This window comes from Desulfovibrio porci (genome assembly GCF_009696265.1).
GTDB classification, from domain to species: Bacteria; Desulfobacterota; Desulfovibrionia; order Desulfovibrionales; family Desulfovibrionaceae; genus Desulfovibrio; species Desulfovibrio porci.
On sequence record NZ_VUMH01000008.1, the window covers coordinates 109,268 to 123,485 of the forward strand.

Consider the following 14,218-nt stretch of genomic DNA (forward strand, 5'->3'; position numbering starts at 1 on the left):
CTATGCGATTTCTTCCGTTTACTCTTTTTTTTAGAGAAGGCAAGCGTCCCCTACGAATGCACCTGAATGTTTATTTTTTGTCTTTTGTTCTACTCTTGCTTGTTATTTTGATGACGCTGCTTTACATCTTCGATTTCCTGCCTGCCTCTCAAAAGACGATAGGTGAGGATATGAAAGAATATCTCACTATCTATGAAAGAAATATTTCCCTGCATATGGGAAATATTGTCGCTGCCAGCCAACGCATGGCTGATGATCTGACGTGTACGGTCGAAAGCACCCTGGCCAAAAACAAATCTGTATTCGAAAACGTAAGTGACAATGCTTCGCTGATAGGCAAGTTGGAATACGAAAGTACTCCTCTGCTGATTCGGAGTCTGAGGGAATCTCGTTCCACCGGGGCTTTTATTATCTTTGAAGCTACGCTTAACAGCGCACTTTCCAAGACCGCCACTTCTCGTTGTGGTGTTTATCTGAAAATTAACACCCCCGTCAATTTCAATACGGTACAGGCTCCTATAGTTTGGCTTCGTGGAATGCCGCAGGTCGCCAGCCAGTATCGCTTTGCCATTCACAATAACTGGGACATGGAATTTGATACGTCCAGTATCTCCTGTTGGAATGAATTGCTCCAGGAGGCAAAACAATCCCCCAAAAACAGTTATTTTTTTACCAAGGCCCATTATCTGCGTGGAACTTGGGAAAAAGTACTCCTGATTTGTATTCCTTTGCTTGGTAAAGACGGTAAAGTATATGGGGTTTGTGGTCTTGAAATCAGTAGCCTGCTTTTCAAGCTGGCTCATGCGCACCTTTCGCCATCCCTGACCGGCCTGACAGGAGTACTTGCTCTGCGGCAGCAAAATAGTGATGGGGTGGCCACCTTGGATACTGGAGCAGGTTTTCAAGATGGCCCTGCATTGGCTGTACCTGAGGACTTTTCTATCTACAAGGTCACGGTAGAAAAATATTACAATCGCTACAGTGATGGAAATCTTGTTTTTGTGGGTAGGGAAAAGCCCCTGAGACTTGCGCCAATTCCGCTTCTTGGAGAGAAATCCTCCTGGGTAGCAGCCGTGCTGCTGCCCCAGCGCCAGGAACGAAACATGCTGATGCACCGGCATATCCTCGTGGCGTCTTTTCTGATGATTTTTCTGGCAGTTGCTGTGCTGCTGGCCATGTTTCTTTCCAGGTGTTACGCAGCCCCTGTCTTACAGGGCATATACAATGCCAGGAAGAAGGAGGAAGCAGGCTGTACAACTCAAATTCGAGAATTGGATGATCTTATCGCATTCATGAAGGCCAGAGAGCAGAAACTGATCTGCCAGCTGGGAGAAAATGCATCTGAAGAGCAAAATTCTGAGCAGGTAGAGCTGAGTGCATATCGTATGTTCATCAATCAAATAGAAACTCTAACAAAAGCAGAACGTATTGTCTTTGATTTATATATTGCAGGTCTCAATTCACATGAGATTGCCAATAAACTAAATCTTTCCATCAATACTATACGTACACATAATAGAAATATCTACGCAAAACTCAATGTTACTTCCTACAAGGAAATGATGGTCTACGTCCAGATGATGACGGGTAAGCAGAAAAACTGAACGTAACGAACCACTGCGTTAGAATACTGGAAGTAGGAGAAGAGCGTCAGAAGTTCGCTTCATCTTCATGATGACCCTGCTTTTCTTAGATTTTTGTCCAGTTTTCATCACAAGGATGATGCATGGTCGTCCCCTTTCAGGGTAAACATGCTACCAGCTGGTAGCATGTTTACCCTCTGAGGAGAGAACCGTGAAAGACTTATGCACACGTCTGTTGTTGTCCGTAGAGTGTTTTTTGCTGTGTCTGACTTTTGCATCTCCGGTTCGTGCCGTAGAGGATGCCACGTAACCGTTCCCTCCAGTGCAGGCAGATACTGAGCTGTCGCCTGAGTCGGCAGATGTGTCCATGTCGAGTCGTGCGGACTGGTTGCTTTTGCTGAGCAATATTGCCTCGTTATGGAAACTGCATGTGAAGATCGGCGAGGGGCAGCCTGACGAGATGATACGACCTGAGACCTTCGGTATTGTGAAAACCGGACAGCTCTCTCCCTGTTTTGTCGCACGTGCAGCGCTTCAGATCATACTGAGGAATGTTGATGCGCCTAGGCCAAGCGTGCCGGAGTGGTAAACTCCGTGTCACCCTGACGATGTGCCGCAACGGTACGATATACGTATTTCTTTTGAGCAATTGGAGCGCACGGCACAGGAGTGGCTGGGCTGGCCCTTTGATAAGGCGGCCCTGCCTCAGGTTGACTACCTTCTGCTGAAGGAAAAAGGTCTACCTCGAACAGGACAAGTGGATCATGAAAGGCGACGTATGGGGCATCCAGCAGGTGCAAAACGGTACCCTGGACGTGATCATGTGCGAGACGTTCCGCCTGGGCAGTCAAAAAGACGGGTAAGTACTGGCGTATCCTTGCCCTCGACTTTAACGTGTAGAGCCTTTCCTTTGTGAGGTGGATCATGAAAAAGATCATGCTGTTGATGATACTGATGTGCCAGATGTTCTGCCCCTCTCTGTACCCGCACAGGACAGCGGTCCGACCAGGGTGGAGGAACTTCTCCTGCAGGATAGCATGCTCGTTCTGTGGAGCATGGGCCTGAAGGAGAGTGTGCCCAAGAATCAGGACACGCTGTGCCGGGATGCTCTTTTCTTCGTCATTTTGTCTGAAGGCTCATCTGCTTGTGGCATGGAGCGCAGCAGATATCCTGGGTTCTTCCAGGACATCCCCGAAAACTATCAGGGATTCGTACCGAAACAAAAGGTGGAAGAGGTTGCCCGAACTATTTTTGCTCAGGAAGTGAGTCAGCACGTTGCCCCGAGGGCACGTTCTTTAACGGTAACGGCTATTTTCTCGATTTTTCCGTTCTGAGCGATAAAACCGGGTACCTGTGCCACCTGATGCCGGATGACCGGCGGCCTGGCCATGTCTACCAGCCGATAGCGGAGCCCATAAACGACACCAGCTGGACAGTATATGCCAAGCTTCTGCGTATACTGAAGGATGTAGATGGCGGAGTGCTTATATTAAAAAGTGCATCGTTTGATGGAGAAGTGTATTATCATGACGGAAAATTGCAGATGAGAAGATTTAATATCACGGAATTGGATACGAATTGAAAAGAGTGACGGAGCGTTTATTCTATAAAATAGCACTCTGACTATCTGAGATGGCCTGCCGTGGAATGGAATAGTCAGTTCGCAGGTTCTCCATCATATTTGAAAACGGGAAGATAGAAGCATCAGCTGGGCAACATTAGTTATCGTTTGGCTCGAAATAGGGAGGAAGTATGTATTCATTCTGGAAAAGCATCGTTTTGGTTTTGATGATTCTGGGATGGAGGGCTGAGGCTCAGGCTGTCCCTGTTGATCTTCTGAAAACGGTTGTATCGGCCGATGTGTCCTGTGACGGGGCAGTGGATGAAACCGCCATGCTGAAGGCCGTGCAGCGATGGAGCACGGAATGCAATATCGAGTTGTCCACAATCGGCGAGAGACCTGAGGAACAGATTATACGCTCTTTGCTTGACATGGATGAGATGCCCCTGAGCGCACTTCGGAACTCGGATGTCAAAGAGGAAATAACGGGACTTGTTGAGCCTGTGCTTGAGCGTTGGGCTTTCGCCAAGGAAGAATTGAGTGCCTCCGACAAAAAAGTTCTGGCCATGCTCGATTCACTGTGCCTCATCCCCGACACAGCGGAAGGGATGGCATTTCTGCGTTTGAATTATCCCTCGATCTATAAGCGCGTTCACTTCAGCCCGGAGGGCAGGACTTTTGTGGATGTGCTGGTCTCCCAGCCGCTTTGTAACGAGGATCTGGGCGGTGAGGAGTACGTTATGCTCTGGTCACAGATTCATATGGCTGATTGGGCCGTCCAACTGGAGAAATTCCTGCGTAGTAATGCGAAAAATCCGTATGCACCTGATGCCGTGAAACGCTATCATGCGATCATCAACCTTATGTTATTCCGGAAGATTCCACCTCGTGACCAGGATGGATTCATGTATGACCGGTGGAACTGGTGGAAGCATGAAATGATGGGCTTTATCGTAAAAAAACATCAAGGCACACTGACGGGGCATTTGATCGAGGAGTTTATTGCCAGTGTCGATGCTAATGACCAGAAAGAACCTAAAGATCTGAAGCAGCGCCTTGCTTCCAGAATCGATACCGAATTTACGTCGAGCAAGACTGAACATGTGGCGACGGAGCGGAACGATGCTGCGAGGGTTCAGTATTATGAGGGCAAAGGAGTCATTAACGACAAGATCCCTGTTTCCATCTGGTTCGACATCAGGGATGGTCTCGTCTCCGGTGAGATCGTCTATACACGTACGAAAGCCAAGATTCCTATTCGTCTTCTGGGCAGGGAAGAGGATGATGGTTCGTATCGTCTGCATGAGATGTTGCCGAACGGGGATATCTCCGGCACGATCACTGGCACTCTTGTCAATGGAGTTCTGTCGGGAACATGGCATGGCCGCCCGCGGATCGTTGAGAAAAATGAAGGAGACTATGAATATAAAGACGGCAAGAAATTTACCATCAAGGTCAGCGTTGTTGAAAGAACACATGCTCCCTACAATTGGTCATTTGACGTGGAAAAAGCTTCTGGGACATACGCATACAGCCTTGGGGATAATTGCGATGACGGCACTGTTGTCTTGCAGGTTAGTAATGACGGGACCGTCCGCTATCGCCTTATAGGACTTACTGGAGCACCATCCTACAGGATGGCCTGTTTTCCAGAGGATGCATTGTCCGGTGAGATCGCAGTGGCCAATTTACATGGTAACAGGATCCTCATTGAAGAAGACGAGACTTGTGCCATAGAGATATTGCTGTATAATGATTTCCTTGTTTCTAGGTATGTCGATGGTAAAGACTGCCGGTACCGTGTAGGGAACGGGGCAACTGCGGAGGGATTATTTCTTAAAAAACGCTGATGCCAGCGGGTGGCGATATAGAAGTTCGCGTCGCCATTGGGCTTATGCTGAGGAAGGGTCTTCAGGATAGCGTGGTCAGGAAGATGGTCGAAGCATCAAGGCGCGATGTCGTCCCCACATCGCATACGGCCTGCTCTGAACCTCTCTGCCCAGTTCTTTTTTGGAGAGTATTGCTAAAAGAATGATAAAATATCTTCTCTTTGCCCGTTCACATGAAATCTGGCAAAGAGAGATATTGTGAGATCAACCATTCGCAAGGACCTTGAAACCACCTGAGATTTACGTTTGAAACGGGCAAACCAGTGTCTTTGGCGGGCATTATTTCGTTCAATTCGCACGGTTCCCCGTTTTCCTTGAATGAGGTCGTCCTCGGGTATTTCCCGTGGATATACTTTCCAGTTGTCGGTACAGAAGAACCAGACAGACCAACGGCGAAGCCTTGCCATCAATCTTGCAAGAGTGCTTTGGTCACGATTGCTACATTCTCAGTCAATGAGTTGACCGGTATCGCGACAATAAGCTTTCCAGAGCCATAGTTTGTTTTTTTTGAATGCAAATAGTGCCACATCTCATCAAGTTCTATGATGACAGCTTCCCCAGGAGAAGGCTTTTCATAAGTTTTTTCAGCGAAATCCCGGACCCAACGCATGACGGTCGATGTTGCAACTCCATAAATACGTGCTATGGCATTAAACGAAAGGCCCAAAGTATAAAGCAGGATGGCCATTGCCTTTTCCGTTGCCGGTCGTCCTCTGGGAGTGTCACGGGTAAATTGAAAACCGCAGTCTTTGCAGCGAAATCTCTGACGCTCCAAGTGTCTTCCATTCTTCATAATCCGCTCTGACGCACATTTTGGACAGTATTGCATAAAGAACTCCTTAACTGGAGTATGTCATTATAACATTCTTTATGCAATACTCTCCTTTTTTGCAAGGGAGTGTCTAAGGTTCGGTCTTTCAGCAGTGAAACGTCCCATGCGTCCTGTCCACTAACAAAGAAGGCGCTCCCCGTGAGGAGCACTTTTTGTTCAGGCTGAACTTCGTTGGTATTTGGGATGCCTGTGCTCATCATGAGCGTATGAGGCGTCCCGACGTTCCGTCAGGGGGGGCAGCAGGCGGTCAAGTTCCTGTGAGGTTCCTCAGGGTGGGGAATTTGACGAAGTGTTCGCTGCCGTCCCATCCTTCTTCCTTGAACTTTTCTCCGAGCTCCTGCCCGTCACGAGATGAGGGTCTATACCCAGATGATGGCGGGCAGGCGGCAAGACTGGACGTCCCGAAGCACTGCGGTAGAATCCTGAAAGCAGAAGAAGGACGTCAGAAGCCCGCTTCATCTTCATGATGATTCCACTTTCCTTAGATGTTTTGTCCCTTTCTCATCACAAGGATGATGCATAGCCGCCCCCTTTCAGGGTAAACTTGCTACTAACTGGTAGTATATTTAATGCCTGAGGAGGGAACCATGAAAGACATACGCACACGCCTGTTGTTGTCCGCAGCGTGTTTTTTCCTGTGTCTGAGCATCGCAGCTCCGGTTCGTGCTGGCAAAGATGCCATACGCCCCCGACCTCCCCTGCCGGTCAATTCTGAGAAAGTACGCGAGCTGAACAATGTGGCCAAGTTGATGAGTCGCTCGGACAGGTTGCTTTTGCTGGACAATGTGGTCTCGTTCTGGAAACTGCGTGTCAGTATCGGCGAGCGGAATCCTAAAGACACGTCACGACCGGAAACCTTCGGTCTGGTGGAAAACGGACAGCTTTCTCCTTCTTTCGTTGCGCGCACAGCGCTTCAGCTCCTAGTGATGGCCTCAAATGAAGGCATCATGAATTTTCCCGAGGCGTGTGACAATGAAGAGGATAAGCGGAAACTTCTGCGACTTTTTAACGGAGTGCCAGAGCAGTACAGGCTTTATGTTCCGTTTGCGAAATTGGAGAGCGTAGCGCAGGAGTGGCTGGGCTGGCCCTTCGACAAGTCCGCCCTACCTCAGGCCGACTACTTCCTGCGGAAGGAGGAAGGGCTGTTCGTTGATGATGTCCGGCTGTTCGAGTCTTGGCCTCTGTACCATGAGCATGGGGCTTTTGCCCAGTCGTTTAATCTGTACCCTGAAAATGACACATGGGTCATGGAAGGCGAAGTGCGGGGCCTGTATCAGGCAGAAGGCGATATCTTGCGCGTAACCAAGCGGGATACATTCCGCCTGATCGCCAAAAAGACGGGCAGGCATTGGTGCATCCTTTCCCTCGACTTCAACGCACAGTAAATTTCTTCAGCGAGGCGAATTATGAACAAGGTTTTGCTTTTGATGGTATTGGTGTATCAGCTGCTCTGCCCCCTGCCCACTTTCGCGGAAGGAATACTCCCGTCCCGAGCGGAACAGTTCGTCATGAAGGATAATTTGCTTGTCCTGTGGAGTATGGGTCTGACAAAGAATGCTCATAAATCCCAGAACGAGCTGTGCCGGGATGCGCTTTTTTTCCTCATCCTGTCTGAAGGCTCGGTCTGTGGTCTGGATCGTGATGAACATCCTGATTTTTTCCAGGGTATATCTGAAGAATATCAGGGTTATGTGCCGAAGGATGGGGTGGAAGAGATTGCCCGAACCATCTTCGGTCAGGAAGTGAGCAGATACGAAGACTTCGAGGGAACCTACTTTGATGGTAACGGTTATTTTATTGATTTTTCCGTTCTAAGCGATAAAACGGGCAATGTATGCAACCTGTCCTCGGATGACTTGCTGCCAGGCTATGCCAACGTGGAGATGATAGAGCCCATAGGCGAAAACCACTGGGAAATGTTTGGCAGTCTTCAGCGTTTCAGAGAGGTTGACGGCGAGGAAATCATATGGAAAGAGGCCAGATTCCACGTCATAGTACATTATCAGGACGGACAATTGCAGCTTAAAAGCTTTGAGTTTACGGAACAGGCTATGGGATGAAGAGGTTGGATGGGGAGTTTCTCCTATAAAATATTGGCCCTTGATTAACAGAGAGAATCCAAAATGGAATGAAAAGGTCTGTTCGATATTTTTCCATTATATCTGAAAATGGAAAGAGCAGAAGTATCAGTTGGGGCAATATCGTGATCGATTGAATCGAAATAGAGAGAAAGTATGCATTCGGGAAATGCCTTGCTTTTGTTTTGATAATGTTGAGGTGGTGGGCTGTGGCGCGAGCTGTCCCTGCCGATTTTCCAAAGTTGTCAGGAGCTTCTTCATGGAAGCAACTCCATAACGCAACCTGAGGGAGCGGATTCCAGAAACAGAAGTGGAGATGCTTTGTTTGCATAGTTCGTTGCTGGCGTTGACTTACCCATATGTGGATACTCGGAGTATTGTCCTGCCGTGACAGTAAAAGCCAGCAAATTACCGAGAGCATCCACCACCGCATGAATTTTGGAAGTAAAGCCGCCACGACTTCGGCCGAGAGCCTGATTGATTCCAGAGGTATGTCGAGCTCCGGCACTATGCTTGTGAGCATGAACGTATGTCCCATCAATCATGATGTGGTTCATGTCAGCCTGTAAGGTAAGAAGCTTAAGGATAGCAGTCAGATATCCTCTTTTCTGCCAACGCCTGAATCGGGAATATACGGTTTTCCACGAACCATATTTCTCTGGCAAAGCTCGCCATGGAGATCCGGTTCGCAGCATCCAATGTACAGCATTGAGAAAGTTTCTGACGTCACCAATCGGTCTCCCTCCACGAGGAGAACCTTCTGTTGGCAGTATGGGCTCAAGCCTGAGCCAGAGGTCTTCAGGGATGTCATAGTAGCACATTTCCCTGTCGTAACACGATGAAAACCTTACCTAACCTGACTTCCCCCTTTTCATGAAGAGGGTTTGCAGACACACCCTAGGGCCGTTGTAGCAGAAACACCTGTTTTCCATCATCAGTCAGGTAGCCAATCAGAGGTAAGGCCACGTTGCGTTTGTGATGCTGTCTTCATAAGAAGATAGGTATATTCATATCATATTTTCTTGTCTGAAGTATCGGGTACGATAAAAGCTGCCTTTTGGGAAGTTTGTTTTTTCGCAGAGATTGCTTCCTGTTTTTGAGTGACGGAAATATTTCCGTTTTCTGCAAAAAATCGTTTTATGAGATACGCGGGAATGATAATGCCTTCATTCTTGAGCATCTGGCTCAGTTCTCTGGAATTGTAGCCTTTTTCCTTCGCCTTTTTGAAATCCCGCTCAAGCAGCTCAGCTGCTTCCGGGCGGGTCTTCCTGTTTTCCTTTTCCGGTAAATTCTGAAGCAGTTTTTTTGCCTGTTCTATCTGTTGAGGACGGATAGTCGCGTTCGAGGACATCGTATTGCTCCTTGAAAGAAGATTTTCGCCATCATACAGGAAATTTTTCTATATATACAATTCGGCCACTGCACGAGGCGGGTTCTTCGTGGCAGGATGGGGGTTGTGCTACACCACAACCCCATCCTGCCAGAAGGCTGACGCCCTCTGGACTCCCGGAATGCTCGGCGCTTCGCTTCTCGCAGTCCAAAGGCAAAAGACATGAAAGACGGAAAGACCGAAGACGGCGGCCGGAGCGCCGCCCGGAAATGGGTGACGATCCGCGTCACCGAAAGAGAAAAAACGCGCCTCATGGAGCAGGCGGAAATCGCCGGACTGTCCCTGTCGGAATACATGCGGCGACGTTTTTTCGGAGGCAGGCCGCTGGTGGCTCATGCAGACCTGAGTACCGTTGCGGAACTGAGGCGGATAGGCGGCCTGCTCAAGCACAATTTCGAGACGCTTCGGCAGGCGAAAGCTCCCCCGGATATTCTGGAACGGCAGGAGGACGCCCTGCGGAATCTGGTCTGGGCCATCCAGAAAATCTCGCTGCGGTGTCATCATGATTGTCAAGAAAATCAGGAATACGAAGGCTGAAAAGCCCAAGGCGTGGCAGATAGGCGACCTCGTGGATTACATCCGGTTCCCCCATAACAGAAATCCGCGTGAGAAAATCGAATACGCGGACGGAAGAGGTTTTCTTTCAGCAACACATACCGGTCAAAAGGTGGAAATGATTGCTCTGGCAAGGGAGTCGGTTCACAGCGACATGCCGGTGCAGCACTGGATGTTTTCCTGGCAGGAAGGGGAACAGCCCACCAGGGAACAGGTGGAGGAAGTGGTGGACATGTTTCTGGAAAAAATGGGGCTGACCGGACATCAGACCGTGTATGGGGTGCATTATGACACGGACAATTATCACCTGCATGTCGCGGTCAACAGGACGAACCCGGAAACGGGAAAAGTCGTGCTTCCTTTCAATGGACTGGACATTCAGGAGGCGCATAAGCTCGTGGCCCATATTGAAGGCAGGCAGGGATGGGCCAGTGAAGAAAACTCCATGTATGCGGTACTGGAAAATGGCGAGCTGGCGCGAAGAAGGACGGCCCGCGAAATAAAACCGAAGCAGGCCGCGCTGGATTTTGAACATGCCACCGGCGAAAAATCCGCCCAGCGCATCGCGCAGGAGCGCGGGCATTCCATCATAAAAGACGCGCAATCGTGGGCAGAGCTGCACGAAAAACTGGCGGAAGTCGGTTTGCGTTTCGAGAAGAAAGGCTCCGGGGCCATCATTTTTGTGGGGGAAAAGGCCGTGAAGGCATCCTCCGTAGACCGTGCGTTCAGCATGGGAAAGTTGTGCAAAAGGCTGGGGGAGTTTGAGGAAGGAACGTACCCGGATGCCTTGGGAAAGATTGCCCCGGAGCCGGTAAGCTCCGTCAATCTGGAAGCATGGAAAATGTATCAGGAAGAGTTCGCCGGAGGCCCGAAAAGGGCAGGAACAGCAGGTAATGCCGAGCTTTCCCGGATGAAGGAACGGCACAGGTTCGAGAGGAAAAAGGCGCTTTCCCACCTGGCGAAATATGGTTTGCCGGTTCTGAATATCGCCCGGCATTGCCTGATGGCGCAGCAGAGAGCGGAACGGCTTTCCCTGCGGTCAGGCCGGAAAAAAGTGCGTGGAGGCAAGCCGCGTTTTGAGAACTGGCTGCGGTCACGAGGCATGGAAAAGGAGGCAAATTGCTGGCGGTATCGGGCGGCACGGGAGGTAAAAAGGAATGCCCCGCCCCCTGCCGAAAGACGGGAAAAGGGAGCGGAACCCATGCGGGAACTTGCGGATTTCAGAAAGTATGCGGATGCGGTGAATGCGGAACGCTACCGCGTTACCTGCATAAAGATGGAAGAGGACGGCGGCAAAAAGACCTTCATCCTGGACAAAAAAGGCGGCATGACCAGAGGGTTTTCCCCGGACGAACTGGAGGCTCACATACCGGAGATGCTGCGCTTCCAGAAACGGGGTGAAAATATCTACTACACGCCACTATCGGATGACCGGCATCATATTCTCATTGACGACATGACCCGTGACAGCCTGAAAAAGCTCCAGGAAGACGGCTTCCGGCCTGCCGTGGTGCTGGAAAGCTCGCCGGGCAATTACCAATGCCTGCTGACCATCCCCCGGCAGGGTACGGAATTTGACCGGGATGTGGGCAACCGCATTACGGAACGCCTGAACCGGGAGTATGGCGACAAAAAGCTGTGCGGCTGCATCCATCCTCACCGTGCGCCGGGTTTTGAAAACCGCAAGCCGAAGCATCGGCGGGAAGACGGGGGCTATCCCCAGGTGAAGCTGTTATTTGCGGAGCGTCGGGAGTGCGGCAAGGCGCTGGCTCTGGCCAGAAGGATTGACCATGAGTACGCGGAGGAGACCGAGAAACGAAAGGCCGAGCGCCGGACGTTCCCGATGCCGGACTTTTGGCCCGGCGACCCGGCCTCGGCCTATTATGCCCATCTGGAGAATATTCGCAGGCATCTGACCATTGAGGATTACTCCCGCGTGGACGCGATGATCGCCCTGCGGCTGCGCTCCAACGGTCACAGCCGTGAAAACGTGGAAGAAACCATCCGCACCTGTGCCCCGACCATCCGGGAAACGCAGACCGGGCGCAACTGGCAGCGGTACGCCGAAAGAACGGCGGATTACGCTTTCGGCCCGGCAGGGGACAGAGACCTTGAGCGAAATGAGCGGTATCGGGAACTGTGGAGGAAGATTGAACGCACAGAAGAAAAGGAGCAGCGTATACGAATGAAATAGGTGAAACATAGTATGAGGAAATAACAGGGAAAAAGTATGGTTAGCATCTTGCTCATCGGGCATTACTCAGATAGGATATTCATATGGGAAAAGAACGAATACCACATGATTCTGCGTACAAGCAGTTTTTCAGCAATCCTGAAATGGTGGAATCGCTGTTACGGGATTTTGTTCCCGCTGATTTCATTGCGGACCTTGATTTTTCTACGCTTGAACGCTGTCCGGGCAGTTATGTGACGGACGACCTGCGGGAACGCCATGACGATATTGTCTGGCGTGTCGGCTGGAAAAAAGGTTCATGGTGTTATGTGGCTTTGCTCGTGGAGTTCCAGAGCACGCCCGACCACTGGATGGCGTTGAGAATGCTGTCCTACACGGCACTGTTGCTGCTTGATCTCGTCAAAACTGGAAATATCCGCGAAAATGAGGGCTTGCCGCCGGTGTTTCCCATTGTTATATACAATGGAGGCAAGGCATGGAAAGCTCCGCAGGAGGTGGCGGCATTGTTCGCTCCCATGCCGGAGAGCCTGAAATTTTATCGTCCCCAGCACCGGCATTTTTTGTTGGACGAAAGTCGAGTGTCAGGAGATGAACTGGACAAAAGCAAGGGCCTGGTCGCGCAGCTCCTGAGACTGGAACGAGCGCAGGAACCGGAACAGGTTCGGCAGATAGTCAAGGAGTTGATAAGCCGACTTCATGGGCCTGAATACTTGGTTTTGCGTCGAGCGTTTACAATATGGTTGGCTCGTGTTGTCCTTAAACGCTCTGGAATAACAGAAGAAATTCCCGAATTTCAAGACTTGCGGGAGGTTGACGCCATGTTGGAAGAACGTGCCGCTCAGTGGAAAGATGAATACATTCGGCAAGGGGTAATAATTGGCGAGGCCAGAGGTGAGGCCAGAGGTGAGGTCAAGGGAATAGGACTGGCCTTGCGGGACTTGCTGGAGGCCCGTTTTGGAACGCTCCCCCAATCCGTGACTTCCTATATTGCGAGTTCATCTGACTCAAACGCCCTGCGGAAACTGACGCTTTCCGCATACCATGCGGAGTCGTTGCAGGCGTTTATTGACCAGATCAAAAAAGATGACGACAAGTTGATGTAATTGTATATTCAGTAAAATATACTGCCGCTTGTTTCTTTATGAGGCAAGCGGCATTTTTTTGGGGGTAATCGAAAAGAGCGACAGACAGAGACACAGCTCCGACCTGCCGCTCCATAAGCTCACACAACGCTGTACGCTACGCCGAGGCCAGCGTTTCGACCATATCCGCCACAGCGGTGCAGGCATCGACATTCACGAGGAATGTGGCATCATCTTCTGTACCTTTTTCCGCCTTGGGAAGTTTCAGGCCAGACACAGCCAGACCGGCATCCAGCGTGAACTCCAGTTGCCGGTCGGGATCGGCATCGGAAGTAGCCACCAGATGCAGTTTCTGAATAGCCATACCTTCCTCAAGCGCCTGAGCCACGGCGTTAAGGCTGTTCTGCACGGCGACGGCGGCTTTTTCTTCCGCCTGTTCGGAAGCGGCCAGACTGGCGGAACCCATCGGATGCAGGGTGTAGCCTTCGCACGGGTAGCCTTCCCCGCGCAGGATAGCGGCAAAGAGTCTCGGCATGTCGCCCGCAGGCGTGATGGGCGCGGCATCAATGCCGAATGTGGTCTTGAACAGGTCAAGCACCGGCTGTACCGCCTTGGCGGAAGCCGAGCCTACAAGCAGGCGTCTCTTTTCCGCATCCCAGATGCAGTCAATGATAGACGGTACAAATTCCGCCCTGGCGGTCAGTTTGGCGGTGATGGCCTCCTTCAGCTCCTTTTTGCGTTTGCTTCCGACCTTTTTGCCGGAAACCCGTTCCTCCCGCACGGCTTCGGCAAGCTGGAGCCGGATAACGGCCCCGGACGCCTTGCGGGTATCCAGCCGGAAGGAAAAGCCGGAATAGCGACCATCCACGGCGGCCAGCTCAAAGCCGTCCGTATCCAGCGGATCGCCAAGCGCCACCCAGCCGAGGCGTCTGCCGTCAGCATCAATGTCGGGCGTAAAGGCATGTACCCGCAAGGCGTCCAGGGCAAGCCCGGCGGCGGAATCGGCTTTGCAGATGGTTATGGCTGTACTTGAAGACATGAAACCTGACATGAG

11 protein-coding genes and 1 pseudogene are annotated in these 14,218 nt (G+C 50.8%); 8 read left to right on the plus strand and 4 right to left on the minus strand.

Annotated elements, in window-relative coordinates; translation table 11 throughout:
* The first annotated feature begins 2 nt into the window (after nt 1–2).
* The 3 genes from FYJ44_RS09100 to FYJ44_RS09110 all read left to right on the plus strand — a co-directional run bounded on the left by FYJ44_RS09100 (nt 3) and on the right by FYJ44_RS09110 (nt 4,994).
* Nucleotides 3–1,604, plus strand: a complete 1,602-nt coding sequence (locus tag FYJ44_RS09100) for a helix-turn-helix transcriptional regulator (RefSeq protein WP_195840998.1) — start codon at nt 3–5, stop codon at nt 1,602–1,604.
* A gap of 1,016 nt (nt 1,605–2,620) precedes the next feature.
* Nucleotides 2,621–2,917 carry a hypothetical protein gene (locus FYJ44_RS09105; protein ID WP_195840999.1) on the plus strand — a complete coding sequence of 99 codons (297 nt, stop codon included), beginning with the start codon at nt 2,621–2,623 and terminating at the stop codon, nt 2,915–2,917.
* Between the two features lie 418 nt (nt 2,918–3,335).
* Entirely contained in the window at nt 3,336–4,994 is a 1,659-nt protein-coding gene (locus FYJ44_RS09110; RefSeq protein ID WP_154511356.1) for a hypothetical protein, read from the plus strand.
* Between the two features lie 173 nt (nt 4,995–5,167).
* Here the strand turns inward: FYJ44_RS09110 and FYJ44_RS09115 are convergent.
* Nucleotides 5,168–5,862: pseudogene (locus FYJ44_RS09115) on the minus strand (IS1 family transposase).
* Between the two features lie 590 nt (nt 5,863–6,452).
* Here FYJ44_RS09115 and FYJ44_RS09120 point away from each other — a divergent pair.
* Together FYJ44_RS09120 and FYJ44_RS09125 are read left to right on the plus strand one after the other, a co-directional pair.
* Nucleotides 6,453–7,250 carry a hypothetical protein gene (locus FYJ44_RS09120; protein ID WP_154511358.1) on the plus strand — a complete coding sequence of 266 codons (798 nt, stop codon included), beginning with the start codon at nt 6,453–6,455 and terminating at the stop codon, nt 7,248–7,250.
* A 21-nt stretch (nt 7,251–7,271) separates the two neighbouring features.
* Nucleotides 7,272–7,925, plus strand: a complete 654-nt coding sequence (locus FYJ44_RS09125; RefSeq protein ID WP_154511360.1) for a hypothetical protein — start codon at nt 7,272–7,274, stop codon at nt 7,923–7,925.
* A 275-nt stretch (nt 7,926–8,200) separates the two neighbouring features.
* On the opposite strand, the gene FYJ44_RS15055 is transcribed toward FYJ44_RS09125, so the two are convergent.
* Entirely contained in the window at nt 8,201–8,764 is a 564-nt protein-coding gene (locus tag FYJ44_RS15055) for an IS5 family transposase (RefSeq protein WP_154511362.1), read from the minus strand.
* A 191-nt stretch (nt 8,765–8,955) separates the two neighbouring features.
* Nucleotides 8,956–9,294: a hypothetical protein gene (locus FYJ44_RS09135; RefSeq protein ID WP_154511364.1), complete on the minus strand. Its 339-nt coding sequence runs from the start codon at nt 9,292–9,294 to the stop codon at nt 8,956–8,958.
* A gap of 201 nt (nt 9,295–9,495) precedes the next feature.
* On the opposite strand from FYJ44_RS09135, the gene FYJ44_RS09140 reads away from it, so the two are divergent.
* The 3 genes from FYJ44_RS09140 (at nt 9,496) to FYJ44_RS09150 (ending at nt 13,185) form a co-directional block, all read left to right on the plus strand.
* Entirely contained in the window at nt 9,496–9,870 is a 375-nt protein-coding gene (locus FYJ44_RS09140; RefSeq protein ID WP_034506676.1) for a plasmid mobilization protein, read from the plus strand.
* On the plus strand, nt 9,836–12,082 hold the full coding sequence (locus FYJ44_RS09145) for a DNA-primase RepB domain-containing protein (RefSeq protein WP_029436198.1): 2,247 nt from the start codon (nt 9,836–9,838) through the stop codon (nt 12,080–12,082). Before FYJ44_RS09140 ends, FYJ44_RS09145 begins: the two co-directional genes overlap by 35 nt.
* A gap of 83 nt (nt 12,083–12,165) precedes the next feature.
* Nucleotides 12,166–13,185: an Rpn family recombination-promoting nuclease/putative transposase gene (locus FYJ44_RS09150; protein ID WP_051643870.1), complete on the plus strand. Its 1,020-nt coding sequence runs from the start codon at nt 12,166–12,168 to the stop codon at nt 13,183–13,185.
* A gap of 136 nt (nt 13,186–13,321) precedes the next feature.
* On the opposite strand, the gene rdgC is transcribed toward FYJ44_RS09150, so the two are convergent.
* The gene (gene rdgC / locus FYJ44_RS09155; protein WP_051643871.1) at nt 13,322–14,215 is read right to left on the minus strand and encodes a recombination-associated protein RdgC; all 894 of its coding nucleotides are present in this window, start codon (nt 14,213–14,215) and stop codon (nt 13,322–13,324) included.
* Nucleotides 14,216–14,218 lie beyond the last annotated feature (3 nt).

Bases quoted from the DNA above. Each gene is read 5' to 3' on its own strand.
- FYJ44_RS09105 (WP_195840999.1), top strand. From the start codon at position 2,621: ATGCTCGTTCTGTGGAGCATGGGCCTGAAGGAGAGTGTGCCCAAGAAT.
- FYJ44_RS09140 (WP_034506676.1), top strand. From the start codon at position 9,496: ATGAAAGACGGAAAGACCGAAGACGGCGGCCGGAGCGCCGCCCGGAAA.
- FYJ44_RS09135 (WP_154511364.1), bottom strand. From the start codon at position 9,294: ATGTCCTCGAACGCGACTATCCGTCCTCAACAGATAGAACAGGCAAAA.
- FYJ44_RS09145 (WP_029436198.1), top strand. From the start codon at position 9,836: ATGATTGTCAAGAAAATCAGGAATACGAAGGCTGAAAAGCCCAAGGCG.
- FYJ44_RS09110 (WP_154511356.1), top strand. From the start codon at position 3,336: ATGTATTCATTCTGGAAAAGCATCGTTTTGGTTTTGATGATTCTGGGA.
- FYJ44_RS09120 (WP_154511358.1), top strand. From the start codon at position 6,453: ATGAAAGACATACGCACACGCCTGTTGTTGTCCGCAGCGTGTTTTTTC.
- rdgC (WP_051643871.1), bottom strand. From the start codon at position 14,215: ATGTCAGGTTTCATGTCTTCAAGTACAGCCATAACCATCTGCAAAGCC.
- FYJ44_RS09100 (WP_195840998.1), top strand. From the start codon at position 3: ATGCGATTTCTTCCGTTTACTCTTTTTTTTAGAGAAGGCAAGCGTCCC.
- FYJ44_RS09150 (WP_051643870.1), top strand. From the start codon at position 12,166: ATGGGAAAAGAACGAATACCACATGATTCTGCGTACAAGCAGTTTTTC.
- FYJ44_RS15055 (WP_154511362.1), bottom strand. From the start codon at position 8,764: ATGTGCTACTATGACATCCCTGAAGACCTCTGGCTCAGGCTTGAGCCC.
- FYJ44_RS09125 (WP_154511360.1), top strand. From the start codon at position 7,272: ATGAACAAGGTTTTGCTTTTGATGGTATTGGTGTATCAGCTGCTCTGC.